Here is a 17,516-nt window from a genome sequence, read left to right as displayed (position 1 = left end):
TCGTCAATCTCGTAAAATACCCCTAAAAAAGAGATTGCCATTGATATATTTTACATATTTCTCCATAGTTCCTGCTATATTTTTCTAAAATATCTTAGTTATGAGAGATATAGGCGAGATTTGTGCTGCGTATCTGTCGGAAACCACACTCATATAAAGGCTTGCGAGAATTATGACAAAAGAAGAAACTATGAACGTCTCGACACCTTGGCAGCACCAAATTCTTCATCCAATAGGCGTCCCGCCCGTCGAACGAAAAAAAAAGCGGCTCGGAAAGAGCCGCTTGCAGGAAATTTATAGAACGGGATGTATTGATCATAAATGCAGCGGCTCTGCCGTCCGTTTGCGGTATTCCTTTGGCGAGAGCCCTGCTATTTTGTTGAACATATGCGTGAAGTAATTGGAATCGTTGAAGCCGATGGCCTGGGCGATTTCGAAAATTTTCATGTCGGTGCTTTTGAGCAGAAGCTTCGCTTTCTGTACGCGCAGGTTTTGGATATAGCCGGTGACGCTTTCGCCGGTTTCTTTCTTGAACAGGTTGCTGAAGTAGCTGGGGTTGAGATGAACATGGGCAGCCACCTCGGCCAATCCGCATTCGTCCATGTATTTCTCCTCGATAAACCGGATGGCTTGCTTGACCGGATTGTCGTTCTTGCCGGCAAGCCAATGGTTATGGGAACGCAGGAATTCATGGATGTAGACTTGCAGCCAGGCCGCAATCTCTTCGGGCGTCTCGCATTTGTAGACGGAACTCCACTCGATGGAACGTGCGGCCATCCGCCATTCGGGAAACTGTACTTGCACCAGCCGGAGCAGGGCCGCGGCCAGAAGCAGGGCTTCGATTTTGGCGGTTTGCGGGGGCATATTGCCAATCCGCACCACTTGATCCAGAAGCTCCTTGTTCAGCCGGCCGTTGTCTCCCGACATCAGCCAGGATACGATTTCCTTCTCCTTTTCGTAAAGCGCCGTCTGGTTAAGCAAAGATTCATAGGCCGTACTGCGCTCAGAGGCCGCCTCCCGGCCCGGTCCGTCGCAATACCGCTCGTAAGCCTGGCGCAGGTCCTCCGCCGTTCGGCATCGTCCTTGTCCGCTGCAGGCAAACGCCAGTTTCAGATAATGCTGAATCGAATCGGTGAGCGTCTGCAGCCAGGGAGAAGGCATTTCCGGCCGGGAAGCCGTCCGGTCCGCCAATAAAGCCCATTCCGATGAACTCAAGGAAAAAAGCCGGAAGCCGCCGCCATACCATTTCTGCAAATGCTCCCTGACAATGTTGCCGAGAGCAAATTGCAATAGCGGCATATCCTGGGCGGAATAGTGTTTTTCCGCGGAAATATAGGTGGGGATGCTGAGAAAGTAAAGCTCGCATTCCTTCATCCGCCCGAGTAAAGCCTCCACCTCTCCGTTGTTGCAGGACATGCCCATAATCGCCGAGCGAAGCTGGCTGTCCTCGTGCTGGCGCTTCCAATCCTCCACCAGCCGCCCGGACTGCTTCTCTTCGATCAGCCGTACATAGGTCCGGTCGAGCATGCTTAATATATCCGCTTCTACGCAAGGTTTCGTGATAAAGTCCAGCACTCCGAACTTGAGGGCGGACTGGGCGTAAGCAAAATCCTTAAAGCCCGTGATGATCACAATCTTGGTCCCCCAGCCGCGGGCCTTGATTTCCTCGGCCAGCTCGAGCCCATCCATATGGGGCATGCGGATATCGGTTAACAGCAAATCCGGGATGTTTTGCTCCATCGAAGACAGGGCGGCCCGGCCATTGGCCGCTTCTCCCGCCACCACCCACTCGTCGGACCGTTTCCCGGCCAGCTTGAGCAATCCTTTGCGAAAATTCGGCTGATCCTCGGCGATAAACAGCTTGGCTTTCATCCGTTTCCCCCCTCTAAATACGCTTGCGGCATCGTCTGAATGGGAAGCCTGATGTGAACGGTCGTTCCTTTTCCCTTGACGCTAGCAATTTCTACTCCGTAAGGAGCCCCGTACACCAACTCAATGCGCCGCAGCACGCTTTTAAAGCCGATTCCGGTTTTGTTGTTCTCCGGCAGCGCATCCTTAGCTTCAGTCAAAGCATATAAAGTGTCGTTATCCATGCCGCAGCCGTTGTCAGCCACCTCGATATGCAGCGCTCCATCCCGTAAAGCCGCCTTCACCCTAAGCACCCGGTCTTCATCCATATCGCGGAAGGCGTGCACAAAAACATTCTCCACCACCGGCAGCAGCAGGCATCTCATCATCCGCAGACCCAGCAACGATTCTTCGGCCTGAATGATCGTTTCCATCTCGCCGGTAAACAATTCGGTCTGAATCTTAATGTAATTCCGTACCTGCTGCAGTTCTTCTCCCAGCGTCGTATCGGTCTTGACGGATTGAAGCGAATACTTCAGCATCTCCGAGATGGCGTTGATCAGCAGAGCCGCCTCCGCCTGATCGTCGTTATACAGCTTCCAATACAGTTCATTGAACAGGTTATGCAGATAATGAGGATTCAACTGCGCCTGAATCACTTTTAATTCCGATTCCCGCTGACTGATCTGGGCCAGGTACACTTTGTTGATCAGCGTGCTCACTTGCTCCGCCATGCTGTTGAAGCTCTCGCCGATAAACCCGAGCTCATCGCCGGAACGGACGCTGATCCGGGCCGAGAAATCCCCCGCACGCAATTTGCGCAGCCCCCGCATCAGATCCGCCAGAGGCTTCAGCAGGGTTCTGGTAGAAATCGTAATCAGCAGCGCGCTAAGAAGCACAACGCCGATTCCGGCAACCACAAAGATATGGATGATGTCTTTGTTTTTGCGTTGAATCTCCTCCAGAGAAACCCCTCCGTATAACGTAAAACCTGCCGGTTCCAGACGATGGCGGACAAATAAATAGGTGACCCCATTCATCTTGGCATATTGGGGATCGCCGGCATCGATCAAGCGCATGAGCTGCGCCGTCTCCTCCTGATCTGTATTGGAGTAGAGCATTCCTCCCAGAGGCTCCAGCAGCAGCACCTTGCCGTTGCCGTTCGCCGTAAGATCCCGTAGCACTTTGGATACCAGGCTTTCCTCCATCACCACCACCATGGTTCCATACGGGATCAGCTTGTCATTGAGCATCCGTCTGGCGGCGATCAGCACCGTCCGGCGTCCGCCGGGATCGACGGCGCTGGGCAGACTGGCCCGCCCCCAGACCAAATTCCCCCGATGCGACTCCAGCTTGCCCATCACCATGGCCATTTCTTCAGGCCCGGGTTTTCCTGACGCCCCATTTTGGGAGAGAATAGCCAAGTCTCCGTTTTCATTGAACAGAAAGATGGAACGGATCGACGGCGTATCCACTTGCAGCGTGATCAGTTGCTCCTCCACGTACTTACGGTTCTTGAATTGAGTATAGAGATCCCCTCCGGGATCGAGGCTTTCTGTGACAAACAATTCTATTGAAGGGTTCAGGATAATGGATTGGGATACCCAGCTTACCTCCTGGAAGGTGAGTTCCAATCTGGCCAAAGCCTGTTCATTGGCAATGGAGAACTGCTTGCTGATCTCGTCCTCCATCAATTGGACATTTAAGCGGTAGACCAGCCACCCCGCTAAGGTGAAGGCTAATGTGACCATACACGAGAGCAGTACAATCAGCTTCAACTTGAAGCTGCCCTTCATTTTTCCGGCAATTCTCCCCGGCCAGCTTATCGGATTCAGTCCGGCTCCCTCCCCGAAACGATGATGTAATCCGATTGTAAACCCTTTCATCGTAATTTTAAAACAAAACTTGGCCCGGCTGTTACCGGACCAAGTCCTTATTTGCTTTTACTTTAGTTGAGACCGGACCATTTCCAGTACATCATCGCCCAGGAAGGCCGTTTCTTTGTTTTCTTGATACCATGTATTCATATATTCCTCGATCTGCTTGCCGCCGCCTTTCTCCCAGGCCGCTTTGGCATCCGCAATCGCTTGCTCGGCCGTATATTTGGACCCGCCGATGATTCCTTTGACAATGATGTCTTTCACTTCTTTGTCCACATTGGTATTGATAACGACCAGGTCGCTTGGCAGAACCGGCATATGCTCGTAGTGACTTAGAGCGGGATATTTGGCGTCCGGATTGAGCAGGAACTGGTCGGCTTGCTTCATCATCTCCAGCCCCGCCTTCTGATCCGGATCCTCCACATTAAATGCCGATACGGAGGTCAAAAATTCATTCTGAGGGAGGGAATAGAACATGGTATAGTCCGCAGCCCAGTCCACTTCCTTCGTATTCTTGTCGGGATCAATCACGACGGGCGCACCGTCCGCTCCCTTGTTCCAATGTTCTCCCTCCAGCCCCTTTCTCAGCGTCAGCGCCGTATCCGGCTGGAGCATGAAGTTGATATATTCCATCACCGCCTTGGGATCTTTGGCCGCGGCATTAACCACGGTCGTCATCTGAATCGGGTTGGTCACGTGATGGGTAAACCGTCCCATAGGCGACTCGGGCTGCATCATCGGGGTAATTTCCGCATCCGGAACCACCCTCCTGATCGTCTTGATATCGGTAACCGTACTCTCAAACCAGTTATTGATTTGCGGAGGCAGGAAAACGCCCACCTTGCCGTTCAAATAATCCTGCTTTGCCTTGGAGCCGTTCGTGTCCGCCAGGTAATCCGGGTCGATCAGTCCTTCCTCGAACAGTCTCTTCTTGAATTTCGTCGCCTCCAGCGTATTCTCCCAGCTGCGGATGATTTTATCGTCAGCCGAGATGGCCCAGCCGCCCGCGCCGAACATGGAATCCACCATGCCGCCGGAGGTATAGCTGATATTCGTTCCGTACGTATCCTTCTTGCCGTTGCCGTCGGGGTCTTGCTCTACAAAAGCCTTCAAGACTGTCAACAGCTCTTCGGTCGTTTTCGGCACCTCCAGGTTCAGCTTTTTCAACCAATCCACCCGGATAAACGCCACGCTTTGCAGATGGGGCTCGTTAATTTTGCCGATTTCGTAAAGCTTGCCGTCCGGCTTGGTGCCCACCTCGCGCAGCTCAGGATACTTCTCCAGCAATTTTTCGTATTCGGGGGCATACTGCAAGTAATCGTCCAGGGGCAGCAGTTGCTTCTGCTGGTACAGGGAATCCCGGAAGCCCGTATCATAATCATTGACCATATCCGGCGCACTGCCTGAAGCGAACATCACATTCAACTTCTGGACCGCCTCCGACCGAAGCACAGGCATAAACTTGGCCTCGACCGGAGAATGTTCGTTGATCCATTGGGTCCAGCGGTTCTCCTCCACGGTTCCCTCCGCGGCCGGGATATTGCCTCTGTCATAGTTGGACACGGTAATGACGGGTTTATCTCCGCTTCCTCCCCCTTCTTTTGGCTGGCTGCAGCCGGCAACCCCCGCCGTCAACACGATAGCCAGCAATGCGCATGACCAGACCCTTTTGTTCCACTTGGATGTTTGCTCAATCATTTGCAAGCTCCTCTCGATCTATGATCTATAATGAATGGAAGTGTTGCCGCTAACCTTTAATGGAACCGAGCATGATTCCTTGAACGAAATACTTTTGCAGAAACGGATAGACCACCAGCATCGGCACCACCATCACCATAACGCCTACCGCCTTCAGCTTCTCGGAGATTAGCTCCTGCTGCTGCATGATATCCATCGCCATCATGTTGTCCATGCTCTGAATCTGCAGCATGCTCTGGACGACGACCGTGAGATTCTGCAGTTCCGTCCGATTGATGTAAAGAATGACGTTCACGAACATGTTCCAGTAACCGACGCCGTAGAATAACGTCAATGTGGCCAGCATGGGCAGGGATAAAGGCAAAATGATGCGCAAAAGCAGTTGCATCTCTCCGCAGCCGTCAATCTGGGCCGATTCCGTCACTTCACCCGGAATGTTTTCAAAGAAGCTTTTCATGATCAGCATATTATAGGTACTGACCAGCCCAACGAACCATAAGGACCAATAGGTGTTCGTCAAATGCAAGCTGTTCATCACCAGATAAGTGGGAATCATGCCGCCGCTGAACAACATGGTGAAGAGCGCGGCCGTTGTGAGCGGCTTGCGGGCATACAGATAGCGGCGGGACAACGGATACGCCGTCAGCACCGTGGTCAGCATGCTAAGCGCCGTTCCGCCCAATGTGATGATGACGCTGTTGCCAAACGCCCGCAAGGCCGGCGTGTTCTGAAAAAAATATTCATAAGCGGTGAAATCAAGGCCCACCGGCCAGAACCAGACTTGTCCCAGATCCACCGCATGCCCTTCGCTTACGGACAAAGCGATCAAATGCAGGAAAGGCAGAATGCAGGTGAGTGCAATGATTACCAAAACCGTGTGCACGAAGACCGAAAAAGCCTTTCCGCTAGCCGACTCTCTCAAGTGCGTTTCCCTCCCCTAGAATAATCCCTGGTCGAATTTCCGGGCCAGTGCGTTAGCCGACAACAGCAGCACCAGGCCGACAAAGGACTCGAAGAGGCCCATGGCCGTGGTCAGACTGAATTGGGCCTTCTGCAGCCCCACTTTGTACACATAGGTGCTGATGACCTCGGCTTTTTCCAGGACCGTGGGATTCTGCAAGTTGTAAACCTGGTCGAACCCTACCTCCATCAGGCGGCCCATGCCCAGGATCAACAGAAGGATAATCGTAGGACGGAGACCCGGCAGCGTAATATGCCAGATCTGTCGCAGCTTGCCCGCGCCGTCCAGGGCGGCGGATTCGTACAAGCTGGGATCAATGGACGAAAGGGCGGCGAGATAGATAATGGCGCCGAACCCCATTTCTTTCCACATCCCGGAGCCGATAAAGATCGTGACCCAGGATTCGATGCGGTACAGAAACGGCACCGGCTCCATTCCCCATTGCTCCAGCAGCTTGTTGACGGTGCCGCCGTCGATCGAAAACAAGGTGAGAACCAGCCCCGCTATGATGACCCAGGACAGAAAATGAGGCAGATAAATAATCGTTTGAATCCAGCGCTTCAGCCATCTTTTTCGAACCTCATTCAACGCGATGGCGATAATGATCGGCGCGGGAAAACCGAAGATCAGATTCAGAATACTAAGTTCGAGGGTATTCCAGATAATCTGCAGCGTAGCGTCGGACTGAAATAAAATCTTGAAATACTTGAGTCCCACCCAGGGGCTGGACAAAATGCCATCGCGGAAGTTGTAATCCTTGAAAGCGATCACAAGCCCGCCCATAGGAAAATACCGGAATATCACGTAATACAGGATCCCCGGTACGAGCATGAGGAACAGCGGAATATTCTGCCGAAACCTCTTGGTCTCGTAAAAGGCTTGTTTGGCCTTCGGCACGCTGTCCGTTCCGGCGGTCGCAGGTGTAGTTGGCATGTTCTAACCTTCTTTCTTGGTTGAATGCTTTTCGCTGATGTGTATACTGTACCGCAGTCCCTCCGGTGCATACCTTAAGAATCTCTAGTTTTTTCTATAGATTTTTTTGTTTTTCGCGTACAGAAAAAGGACGCGAATTCGCTCGCGTCCTTTTTTGCGCTTCCCTTTCCCGTCGGGCTTACAGCGTGGCCCGGTTCATCTCCATACACATAAGAGTAAAGGCCCCGGCGCCGTGCAAATCGTTCTCGCTGGTAGGGCGGTCAATATAGTGGGCGTAATCGCCGATGTTCGTCCCGACGCAAATACGGCCGAGGATCATGTTGCCGTGCTCATCGAATTTTAAAGTATCAATCACGCCCTGGTAGCCCTTCCGAGCAACATCCAAGTACTTGGCGTCAAGGTAACCCAGGCGCACGGCTTTGGCAATAGACAGAACGTACATCGCAGAGCAGGAGACTTCCACCCAATTATCCGCCCGGTCGCCTTTGTCGACGACCTGGTACCATAAGCCGGTGGTTGCATCCTGGTATTTGGACAGAGAGACGAGCAAATCCCGAAGGATGTCGATCAGCTTGGCCTTGTCCTTGTGATCTTCAGGAAGGAATTCGAACATTTCGAGCAGAGCCACAGGGTACCACCCCATCGCGCGGCCCCAAAATTCAGGCGCCAAGCCGGTAACGGGATCCGCCCATTCAGCTTCCTTCGTCTCGTCCCAGCCATGGTACAACAAGCCGGTCTCGGGGTCCTTGGTGCGCTCCGCCATCAAAATGGCCTGATAGGTCATCCTATCGAAATATTCGCTTGCACCGAAAGTCTTGCCGTACTGGACGGCAATGGGCCCGGCCATATACAATCCGTCCAGCCACATTTGATTCGGAAAATGATTCTTATGCCAGAACCCTCCCGAAGGGTTGGTCGGCCAGGATTTCAGCAAGGGGACCAGCTTATCCAAGGCCTTTTTATAACGTTCGTCTCCCGTTTGCTCATACAAGTTAAACAGCAGTACGCCCGGCTGAATATCGTCCAATTCTCCGGTGTGGCACTTCTTGATGCCGCCGTCTTCGAGAACCTGGCTGTCCACCCAACGCTTGATATAATCGAAATATTTTTGCTTCCCGGTCTCCCGCCAGCATTTCTCCATGCCGGACAGAAAAACCCCCTGATGATAATGGAACCAGTCCGGCGGAAGCTGTTCCGGCTCGTATTTGGCCATCAACGCTTCGCAGGCTTTCTCCGCCCATTGAAGGGGAGTCGGCGCTTCTTGCTTCGTCTTCCCGAAATCGGTTTGTGCTGAATTCAATATTCTCATTCCTCCTTTTATGTTCTTAAGCCACATACTAGCACGATAATATGTACATTATTTGCAATAAACCATGAATTCTTCTTATATCTTGCGCGAATCGAAGGTATAATGAATAGACAATCGGATTTGAGGCGGTGCACGTTTTGAGAGATATTTTATACGACAACGATGAAAGAACCTTCTCGGTATCCCACCGGAAGGCATTGAGTATTCATATGCCGAGCAGCCATTTTCACAGTACGTACGAAATCTATTATTTGCTGGCCGGCAAACGGGATTTTTTTATTAAGGACCGGACTATCGTGATTGAGGCGGGGGATATCGTCATCATCCCTCCGAATATGCTGCATCGGACCACCAATGCGAAAATACCCGAACACGAACGGCTTATCGTAAATATTCATGAAAAGGAAATGATTCCGGCGAAAAACTCTTCTCCGGACATCCTGCAGCCGTTGTTTGAGAAGGAATATATCCTTATAAGAAGCTCGCAGCTTGACCAAGTATCCATCCAGTCGCTGGCGCAGCAAATCATACTGGAGATGCGCGAGGCGAAACCCGGCTTCGAGATGTATGCGCTAACTTTAACGCTGCAGCTTCTCATCATTTGCTGCCGGCATGTGAAACAAAGCAGTCCGGAGCCGCCGGTATTTCCAAGCCCTATGCATGAACGGATTTCGGAGATTGTTCGTTACATTAACGACCATTATTCAGAGAAGTTGTCGCTTCATTTGCTGGCGGAGAAGTTTTACGTTAGTCCCTATTATGTAAGCCGCTGTTTTAAAGAAGCGACGGGCTTTACTTTCGTGGAATATTTGAACAGCATTAGGGTCAAGGAAGCCAAGAAACTTTTGGTACACTCCTCCCTGAAGGTCAACCTGATTGCCAAAAAGGTAGGGTTCGGCAGCGTCACCCATTTTGGCAGAGTATTCAAGCAAGTCACCGGGCACGCTCCGTTATTTTATAAAATGGACAAATAACGGTTTTATATATTTTTCTCTTTTTGGTTTAATAGCTTTAGCAAACTTTGCGGGATAATGCGGGGAAAGGAATGGGAGCAAAGCAAGTCGCGGGAAACCTAAAATCGAATTTTTACAACTGATTTCCTTGTGGTCTTGATTTTCTTTCCCAAGGTTGCGGATCCTATTCAGCACGCTGGGGCTAAATTGGTTAAGTCGCTTGGAGCAGATCGAATGATTAATTACAGAACGGAAGAGTTTGACCAGGTGTTGCGAAAAATTATGATGGAGTCTACGATACAATTGGCGGAGAGACCTTAGAAAGGGCTTTTAAGATAGTCGAACCGGGAGGCCGAATTGTATCGGCTTCCGGATTACCCAATGCACGTTTTGGGAAAGAGTATGGGGCCGGCTCGACGGCGACCGGGATTGGCCGACCATTTGCGGCACGGGGACGGAAGATTACTTCGGCGGCGCTTGGGGCTTCGTCAAATCCGACAACGGCAACCCGGTGCAGGAGCAGACGTACTCCACCCCATTTATGGGTTTCCCGCATTTTGCGGTAAAAGATACGACGAGAGCGCATATTTACGATGGAGCGGCTTGTCCGATGCGAGGCTTCTATCGTTGGCATATACTTGACCCCATTTTGTTTGAAGAGGATTTGCGGGTTACCGTTCAACAGATCGGACATGACGGCAAGGCGTTATTCGAAAGAAGCGACGACGTGAGTTCCGTATCGTATTGGTATCAGACCGAACCGCATCAAGCGTTTCCCGAGCTGCCCGGCGTGGCGGAAAGACGTCCGCGTTAAGCAAGAGAGAGAACATACTTCGCAATTTATAAAGAAACAGAGGTTCAAACATGACGAATAAAAGGGTTACCTTAGTTCAAGTCGCCAAAGATGCGGGCGTATCGCCCGCGACGGTCTCCCATTTCCTGAACGGCAACTTTCAAAAAATGGGCGCGGAGACGAAAGAAAAAATCAGTCTCTCGATCCAAAAGCTGGGGTATCAAGTGAACCCTGTGGCCAAAAGTCTTATTACCGGCAGAATGCATACGATCGGGCTTGTTTTATCCGATAGCGTCTACGACGGCGACGGTTACTTTGAGGACTTATACTTCCTCCATTTTGCCAAAGTCATCAAGCAGCAGTTAAAAACCTTGGGATACAAAATCATCCTGCTGGACTTTGAAGAAATCTTTATGAATATCCAGATGGTCGACGGGATTATCGTCAAAGCCACGATGGAAACGGAAAAGTTCATGCCCAAATTAATGAACCTCAACGTACCGGTCATTACGGTGGGCCGCCACAATTTATCCTATGGAGCGCATGTGCTGCGCGTTAACGACTATCAAAGCGGTCAAACCGGGGTGAACCACCTATTGTCTCGCGGCTATGACAATCTGATCATTTTGACGTATCCGCACGGACACGTCCCCGGATTCGACGATCGGTTGAACGGAGCCAGCGAGGCCCTGCAGCAGCACGGCAAGCCGTCTACGGTCATCACGGGCGATATGACGGAGAAGTTCGGGTACGATACCGTGGTCAATCTGGCCCAAAGCAACCAGCTGCCCCAAGCGTTGTTTTGTTTAAACGACATCTCCGCCATCGGAGGCCGCTTCCAAACTGATGATTGAATCCATAGAAACCGACGGAAAGCCGATCGCGCCGGTCGAAGAAGTGTTTTCGACGGAATTGATGGTGCGGCGCACCAGCTGATTTGCGAATAAACTTCAGACTCAAAAACCAAAATCAGTGCCTTAATGTCCCTGCCCGCTGCTTTGCACGATTATCCCTCTCGTTCAGGGGATAGGGGGAGGCTAGGTTGGAGGCTAGGATAGATACTCGTCTGTTTCGCTGTTTCTGATCAAACGGGATAATCATGCAAAGCGTCCGGAATTGCAAGTACTGTTTGATCTGCCGCCACTCCCGGCCTGCCAGCCATTAAGCACTAAATTCAAGGTTGAGCCATACTTCAAACACAGATCGTTCAAAAAAATCCAGCAGGGATTAACGAATCCCTGCTGGATTTTTTCGTCTTATTCTCTGCCCTCAATCCGTACTTCGCTAAACCCGGCATGGCCTTGACTGACAAATAAGCCAGGCTTGCATCTCCTATACGGCTCGTGTATACCCGGGTCGTCAGGCTATTCAATCCGTCTTCTCATGTTTCGTTAAGAAAAAGGACGCTCCCCTGCCTTCGCTCGGGCTGCGTCCTCCTCATTATTTTCCATTTACCGCTTAAGGCTTTTGCCGTTGGTCGCAATCACTTCCTTGTACCAATGGAAAGACTTTTTGCGATAACGCTCCAGCGTGCCGGAACCGTCGTCGTGGCGATCGACATAAATGAAGCCGTAACGCTTCTTGAGCTGAGCAGTTGAAGCGCTGACCAGATCGATGCAGCCCCAGGTCGTATAGCCCATCACGTCCACGCCGTCGGCAATCGCTTCGGCGACCTGGACCAGATGGTCGTTCAAATACTTGATGCGGTAGTCGTCTTCGACCGTTTTTTCGCCCGCCTCGCCCACGATCAGCTCATCTACCGCACCCAAACCGTTTTCTACGATAAACAGCGGTTTTTGATAACGGTCATAGAATGCGTTCAGCACAAGGCGCAACCCTTGCGGATCGATTTGCCATCCCCATTCGCTGGCTGGCAGATAAGGGTTGGGAATGCCGCCGAGGATATTCCCTTCGCCGGCCGCGCTTTTCTCCGGATCAGCCGTCTGGCAGACGCTCATGTAGTAGCTGAATGAAATAAAATCGACGGTATTCCGCAAAATCTCCTCGTCGCCGGGCGCGAATTCGATTTCAATTCCGTTCTCTCTAAAGTAACGTTTCATGTATCCCGGATACACGCCGCGGGCATGCACATCGCCAAAGAAATAGTTCCGGCGTTCAAACTCCATGACTTTAATCACGTCATCCGGGTTAGGCGTCAGTGGATAGGTGGGCATGCTCAGCATCATGCAGCCGATTTGGGCTTGCGGATCAATTTCATGGCAGAGCTTGACCGCGGCAGCGCTGGCCACAAGCTCATGGTGTACAGCCTGATAAAGATCCTGTTTGCCGAGCTTGTCCTTCGGCGTATAGATGCCCCCACTCATAAACGGAGCCTCCAAAATAGAGTTGATCTCGTTAAAGGTCAGCCAGTATTTCACTTTTCCTTTGTACCGCCGGAAAACCGTGGCGGCATAACGCTTATAGAAGTCCACTAGTTTCCGGTTAACCCAGCCGTCGTATTCTTTCGACAGATGCAGCGGCGTTTCGTAATGGGACAAAGTGACCAGCGGTTCGATCCCGTATTTCCGGCACTCATCAAACAAATCGTCGTAAAATTGCAGCCCTTTCTCGTTAGGCTCCGTCTCGTCGCCTTTGGGAAAAATCCGCGACCAGGCAATGGACGTACGGAACACTTTAAAGCCCATTTCCGCAAACAGCTTGATATCTTCCTTGTAACGGTGGTAAAAATCAATGCCCACCAGCTTCATATTATCGGGCGTCGGTGCTTCCGTCACCGGGCCAAACAGCCCTTTGGGCGTCACATCCTGCACGGACAAGCCTTTGCCGCCTTCGTTGTATGCGCCCTCCAACTGGTTGGCCGCGACGGCCCCTCCCCACAAAAAGTTTTCCGGGAAAGCAATTTCCGCCTTGCTCATCTGTTATACACTCCATTCCATCCATTTCAAGCCGTACCTATTTTGTACGCTTGCTAAATTTAAATGCGGTCAGTGAATGTGCCGGGAACGTATAGGAGAAACGATTTGAATTTATCCCGAGCGTATTGAGAGCCTGCTTGAAGCTCTTACAATTTTCTTGCTTGGTTTCATAATAATAAACCTCCCTCTGATTTATATAAATAACGACGGGTATATCTCCGCTCTATACTGCGAGCGTGACATACCTGTCGTATTTATTTAGAGACTACACGCTCAAGCCAGTTTAACGGTAAGAACAGGATCATTGCCGGCGGAAATCGGTCCTTCATGCGTTTCAACCTCCAGAACAGCATCGATGCCGCCGGGGACGATGACAGGGGTGATTACCGGAAGTCCGGCCGCCTTTATGCGATCGATATCAAATTCCAAGAGAATTTGGCCGGTCTTGACCCGCTCTCCTGTTTCCACTCGGGGAGTAAAGCCCTCTCCCTTCAACGAAACGGTATCCATCCCGACATGGATCAGGACTTGTGCGCCCGAATCATGTTCAAGGACTATGGCATGCTTGGATTTGATGAGGTGGGCTACGACTCCGTCAAAAGGCGAGAAGACCTTGCCTTCCGTTGGCTCGATGGCTATTCCCTCACCCATCATACGTTGCGAGAACGCCTCATCCGGAACTCTGTCAAGCGACACCGCACGTCCGTTTAAAGGCGCCATGACCACCAAGCCTTCGGTTTTCTTTCTACTCTTTTTCATCCAAGATAACACGATGCATTCCTCCACTCATGACATTTCCAGGAAATTAATCGATCCTCATAGCCAGGTTCAATTGATAATAAATAAAAGCTTGCTCATTCTTGGCTATATGATCGCCGACCCATTTCTGCAAATCGTCAGCAGAAATCGGTTGGTTTTGACCGGAAAAATGGCTTTTCAAGTCCTCTTGCTGTAACGGATCTTTCAGCCATTTTTCCAGCACCAGATACCCTTCTTTCGAACTTCGGTTCATAAAGGTTAGCCCATTTACCAATAATTGATCCTGCGCTTCTTGAAGCTTGCGCTCATTTATTACATCTTCAATTGAATGAATTTGATCCAAGCCATAGTAGGCATAGAGCTCTGGCGGAGCCTCATTTTCCTCCATCAACTGCTTCATTTTTACAATTAACTCAAACTCTTTGCCACAATCATCGAGAGGTTGCAGTTGTTTAGGATCGTTTTTATAATTGAAAAGCTTATTGCCGAATCTTTGATAATTCTCAGCCATAATGTCGCTTGATCTCATTTTCAAGACGCTGGTCCCTTTTGTGAACGTAAAGGAATCCTCCAATGATAAGTTGGACAATTCTTTCGTGGTAAAGCGCCGATTAATACGCATCGGCGATAATGTATACTCATGCAAAAGCTCTTCTCCATTCGGCTTGGGGGCCCGCATATACACATACTCGCCATCGGCAATATTGATGTTGCTGCCAAAATAGCCGAACAATACGGCTTCATGGTTGGATTTCGCATTCTTTATAGTAGGGCCTAATGGTATTCCTTTCATATGCTCAGGACGGTCGATATCAAAAAATTCAAGAATGGTTGCCGGGATATCGATGGTTTGACTCAACTGATCTCTGCTGATCCCTTGCTGTTTATGACGAGGATCCCAGATAAAAAACGGAATATTGGCGATCTCATTATAAACGGGCATAATGTTTTTTCCCCACCATTCATGTTCACCCAACATAAAGCCATGGTCGGTGTTTACAATGAGCATCGTATCCTCCCATAAGTTCGCTTCATCCATGAAATCCAGCACTTTCCTCAGATAATCATCGCACATCGTAATTAAGGCTTTATAGTAACCCAAAATCATAGCCCTTTTCTCAGGTGAAAAATCATCATAAGTGTACGTTAGCCAACCATCAAATTCTTCCGGGACATGATACATATCCAGATATTTTTTAGGCACAAAAAAGGGTTCATGGGGATCGAAACACTCAATTTGCAAAAACCATCGATCGGCATTTCTATTTTCCCTTAAAAAGTCCAGTCCGGCTTCCACGGTTCGGTGTAAAGGATGATCTTCTACACGGGGCATGTAACGCCGGTTGACCATATCTTGCGAAATACTGGTTAATTTCCTCTTCTTTTGTTCGGCGTTAAGGTTTTCCAAACCGGCTATATCTACGTTTTTATCTACCTTTGCCTTCCAACTGTCCCCCTCCTGGCCTCTGATGAATTCATAAGAGGAATAGCGAGGATGATACGTTGATCCGCCATCGCGCCAATAATGTTTATGGTCGGTGACTAAATGGGTATAAATCCCGTTTGCCTTTAAAATTTCCGGCATGGAATCATCAAACGGTTCAACCGGCCCCCAGCCCCGATGCAGAAAGTTGTACCGGCCTGTATGAAGCTCGCGGCGTGCGGGCATACACGGTAAACTCCCGGTAAAAAAATGATCAAACCGTACGGATTTTTCCGCCAACCTGTCAAAGTTCGGGGTCATCGTATCTGTTGCGCCGTACGGAGTAAGATCGTCCTTTCTTAGGGTATCAAACATGACTTGAATGACCTTCATTTTTGCTCCACTCCTTTTATCTATAGAAGGAAACTAGCTATACCGCTTTGCTTTTCCAACAAAATAGGTAAGGGCGAATGCCGCACTGCATCCAATAGCATAACTAATCAAGTACTGCAAATAATCGCCGTTAGCGATTAACGGAATGGCCGACATGCCCGCGGAACCAAAGGCCGTAGAATGTACATCGAAAAGTCGAATCATGATTCCGCCGACTCCCGCCCCAATGGAACCGGTGATGAAACCAAATCCGGATGGAAGCACCACCCCATACATGGTTGGTTCGCCTACCGCCAGGAAGGATGTCGGAATAGCCCCCTTGGCGATTTCTTTCATCTTCTTGTTCTTGGATAAAAAATAGATAGCGAGGCCTGCACCGACCATACCGGAATTGCTCATAATTTGCACCGGGAATACAGGGTCGGTACCCAGCGTGTTAAGCAATTCCGCATGGATCGCCGATAGACTGTGATGAAGTCCCGTTGCAATTAAGGAAGGAAATAACGCCGCTAGAACGAACCCGCCTAACACTCCGCTAAACTCCAGCAAAGCAAGAATTCCTTGAATAATCCAGTCGGACAGGATGCCGGCAAGGGGCATTACGGTTAGCAGGAAAATCGCTGCGGTGATTAGCAACGTTAAGGTTGGCGTGACGACGACATCCAGGATATTCGGGACTACTTTTCTGAGAAGCTTTTGAATGACCGACAGGAGATAGACGCCGAAGATCACCCCAAAGAGCCCGCCTTCTCCACTGGAAAGTCCCAAGACTCCAAGAAACGATCCCGAGATAGAAACCGCTCCCAAGACTCCTCCAAGAATCATATCCGTTTTAAATTCCCGGGCAGCCATGATACCGGTATAAATCGCGAGAAACGAAAATGTGGCCGCACCAAGGATGGATAATAAGGTGCTCAATTGCAGAATATGCCAGGAGTCTAAAACGACTTGTTGAGCCGTTAAGGTATCCGTGCCCTTGATCCCTAATTCCGTTGCTTTCTGTGCAGCGGAGTTTGTAATCATATTGTTTACCCCTTGGATAATTCCAGAGGCGATGATTCCCGGCAGAATCGGAACAAAGATATTGGATATCATCTTTAGAAAGCCTTTTTTCTTTTCCTTGCTTTCTTCCGAATCCGTAACCTGATTTTCGTTCGATGATAAGTTGATAATCTTCTCCATCTCTTCCCTAACTTTGTTACTGTGACCGGGTCCGACGACAATTTGCGTACTATCCTCCTCGATAATTCCCAATACGCCTTTAAGTTCCTTGATTTTTTCCAGTTCCACCTTCGAGTTGTCTTTGTACTTGATCCTGACTCTCGTCATACAGTTTGTAAGACTGCCAAAGTTGCCGGCGCCCCCCGATAGCTCTACGATCTGCCGGGCCAATGTTTTGTCATCCATGCTGGTGACTTCCCCTTTCTAAGTTACATACAATCAGACTTTGAAGCGCTTTCGAGCCCATTATAATTTAGTGAGCCAAAATATATAAGTCATTTGCACCGTATTGGGAAACGGTTTCATTGATTGGGAAGATTGCACGGGCATTTACTCCCTTATTCACTCCTCTAGGATGCCAACAAAAAAACACCTTCAAGAACTTGGAGTGCACCCCTTATACTAGACATTGGAAACCCCCCTTGGGTAAACCGATGAAATATAAGGGGTGCATTTTTCATGGCGATCA

General features: G+C 50.0%; 13 protein-coding genes. 3 read left to right on the top strand and 10 right to left on the bottom strand.

The window, feature by feature from the left end; genetic code table 11:
- Positions 1-315 precede the first annotated feature (315 nt).
- The 6 genes from ACQ4N8_RS16500 to ACQ4N8_RS16475 all read right to left on the bottom strand — a co-directional run bounded on the left by ACQ4N8_RS16500 (position 316) and on the right by ACQ4N8_RS16475 (position 8,620).
- Positions 316-1,872: a response regulator transcription factor gene (locus tag ACQ4N8_RS16500; RefSeq protein WP_430705447.1), complete on the bottom strand. Its 1,557-nt coding sequence runs from the start codon at positions 1,870-1,872 to the stop codon at positions 316-318.
- Positions 1,869-3,644 (bottom strand): cache domain-containing sensor histidine kinase, encoded by a 1,776-nt coding sequence (locus ACQ4N8_RS16495; RefSeq protein ID WP_430705446.1) that lies wholly within the window; start codon positions 3,642-3,644, stop codon positions 1,869-1,871. Before ACQ4N8_RS16495 ends, ACQ4N8_RS16500 begins: the two co-directional genes overlap by 4 nt.
- 147 nt (positions 3,645-3,791) lie before the next feature.
- The gene (locus tag ACQ4N8_RS16490) at positions 3,792-5,426 is read right to left on the bottom strand and encodes an extracellular solute-binding protein (RefSeq protein ID WP_430705445.1); all 1,635 of its coding nucleotides are present in this window, start codon (positions 5,424-5,426) and stop codon (positions 3,792-3,794) included.
- 49 nt (positions 5,427-5,475) lie between these two features.
- Positions 5,476-6,348, bottom strand: coding sequence for a carbohydrate ABC transporter permease (locus ACQ4N8_RS16485; protein ID WP_430705444.1), 873 nt, complete (start codon positions 6,346-6,348; stop codon positions 5,476-5,478).
- Between the two features lie 15 nt (positions 6,349-6,363).
- Complete coding sequence (locus ACQ4N8_RS16480; protein WP_430705443.1) at positions 6,364-7,320, bottom strand: ABC transporter permease; 957 nt, start codon at positions 7,318-7,320, stop codon at positions 6,364-6,366.
- A gap of 178 nt (positions 7,321-7,498) precedes the next feature.
- Positions 7,499-8,620: a glycoside hydrolase family 88/105 protein gene (locus ACQ4N8_RS16475; RefSeq protein WP_430705442.1), complete on the bottom strand. Its 1,122-nt coding sequence runs from the start codon at positions 8,618-8,620 to the stop codon at positions 7,499-7,501.
- A 137-nt stretch (positions 8,621-8,757) separates the two neighbouring features.
- Between ACQ4N8_RS16475 and ACQ4N8_RS16470 the strand changes: the two genes are divergently transcribed.
- From ACQ4N8_RS16470 to ACQ4N8_RS16460, 3 genes are all read left to right on the top strand, one after another.
- Complete coding sequence (locus tag ACQ4N8_RS16470) at positions 8,758-9,603, top strand: AraC family transcriptional regulator (RefSeq protein WP_430705441.1); 846 nt, start codon at positions 8,758-8,760, stop codon at positions 9,601-9,603.
- A 340-nt stretch (positions 9,604-9,943) separates the two neighbouring features.
- The gene (locus ACQ4N8_RS16465) at positions 9,944-10,396 is read left to right on the top strand and encodes a DUF2961 domain-containing protein (protein ID WP_430705493.1); all 453 of its coding nucleotides are present in this window, start codon (positions 9,944-9,946) and stop codon (positions 10,394-10,396) included.
- A 50-nt stretch (positions 10,397-10,446) separates the two neighbouring features.
- Entirely contained in the window at positions 10,447-11,229 is a 783-nt protein-coding gene (locus tag ACQ4N8_RS16460) for a LacI family DNA-binding transcriptional regulator (RefSeq protein WP_430705440.1), read from the top strand.
- 597 nt (positions 11,230-11,826) lie between these two features.
- On the opposite strand, the gene ACQ4N8_RS16455 is transcribed toward ACQ4N8_RS16460, so the two are convergent.
- The 4 genes from ACQ4N8_RS16455 to ACQ4N8_RS16440 form a co-directional block, all read right to left on the bottom strand.
- Entirely contained in the window at positions 11,827-13,251 is a 1,425-nt protein-coding gene (locus ACQ4N8_RS16455; protein WP_430705439.1) for a glycoside hydrolase family 1 protein, read from the bottom strand.
- A gap of 273 nt (positions 13,252-13,524) precedes the next feature.
- A complete protein-coding gene (locus tag ACQ4N8_RS16450; protein WP_430705438.1) occupies positions 13,525-14,022 on the bottom strand; it encodes a PTS sugar transporter subunit IIA in 498 nt (165 codons plus the stop codon).
- A gap of 34 nt (positions 14,023-14,056) precedes the next feature.
- Entirely contained in the window at positions 14,057-15,826 is a 1,770-nt protein-coding gene (locus ACQ4N8_RS16445) for a sulfatase (protein ID WP_430705437.1), read from the bottom strand.
- 33 nt (positions 15,827-15,859) lie between these two features.
- Positions 15,860-17,233 (bottom strand): PTS transporter subunit EIIC, encoded by a 1,374-nt coding sequence (locus ACQ4N8_RS16440; protein ID WP_430705436.1) that lies wholly within the window; start codon positions 17,231-17,233, stop codon positions 15,860-15,862.
- Positions 17,234-17,516 lie beyond the last annotated feature (283 nt).

Origin of the sequence: Paenibacillus macerans (assembly GCF_050565405.1) — a bacterium.
GTDB lineage: Bacteria > Bacillota > Bacilli > Paenibacillales > Paenibacillaceae > Fontibacillus > Fontibacillus macerans_B.
Note: the sequence above shows the minus strand (reverse complement) of the source record. Positions and strands in the feature narration are given on the sequence as shown.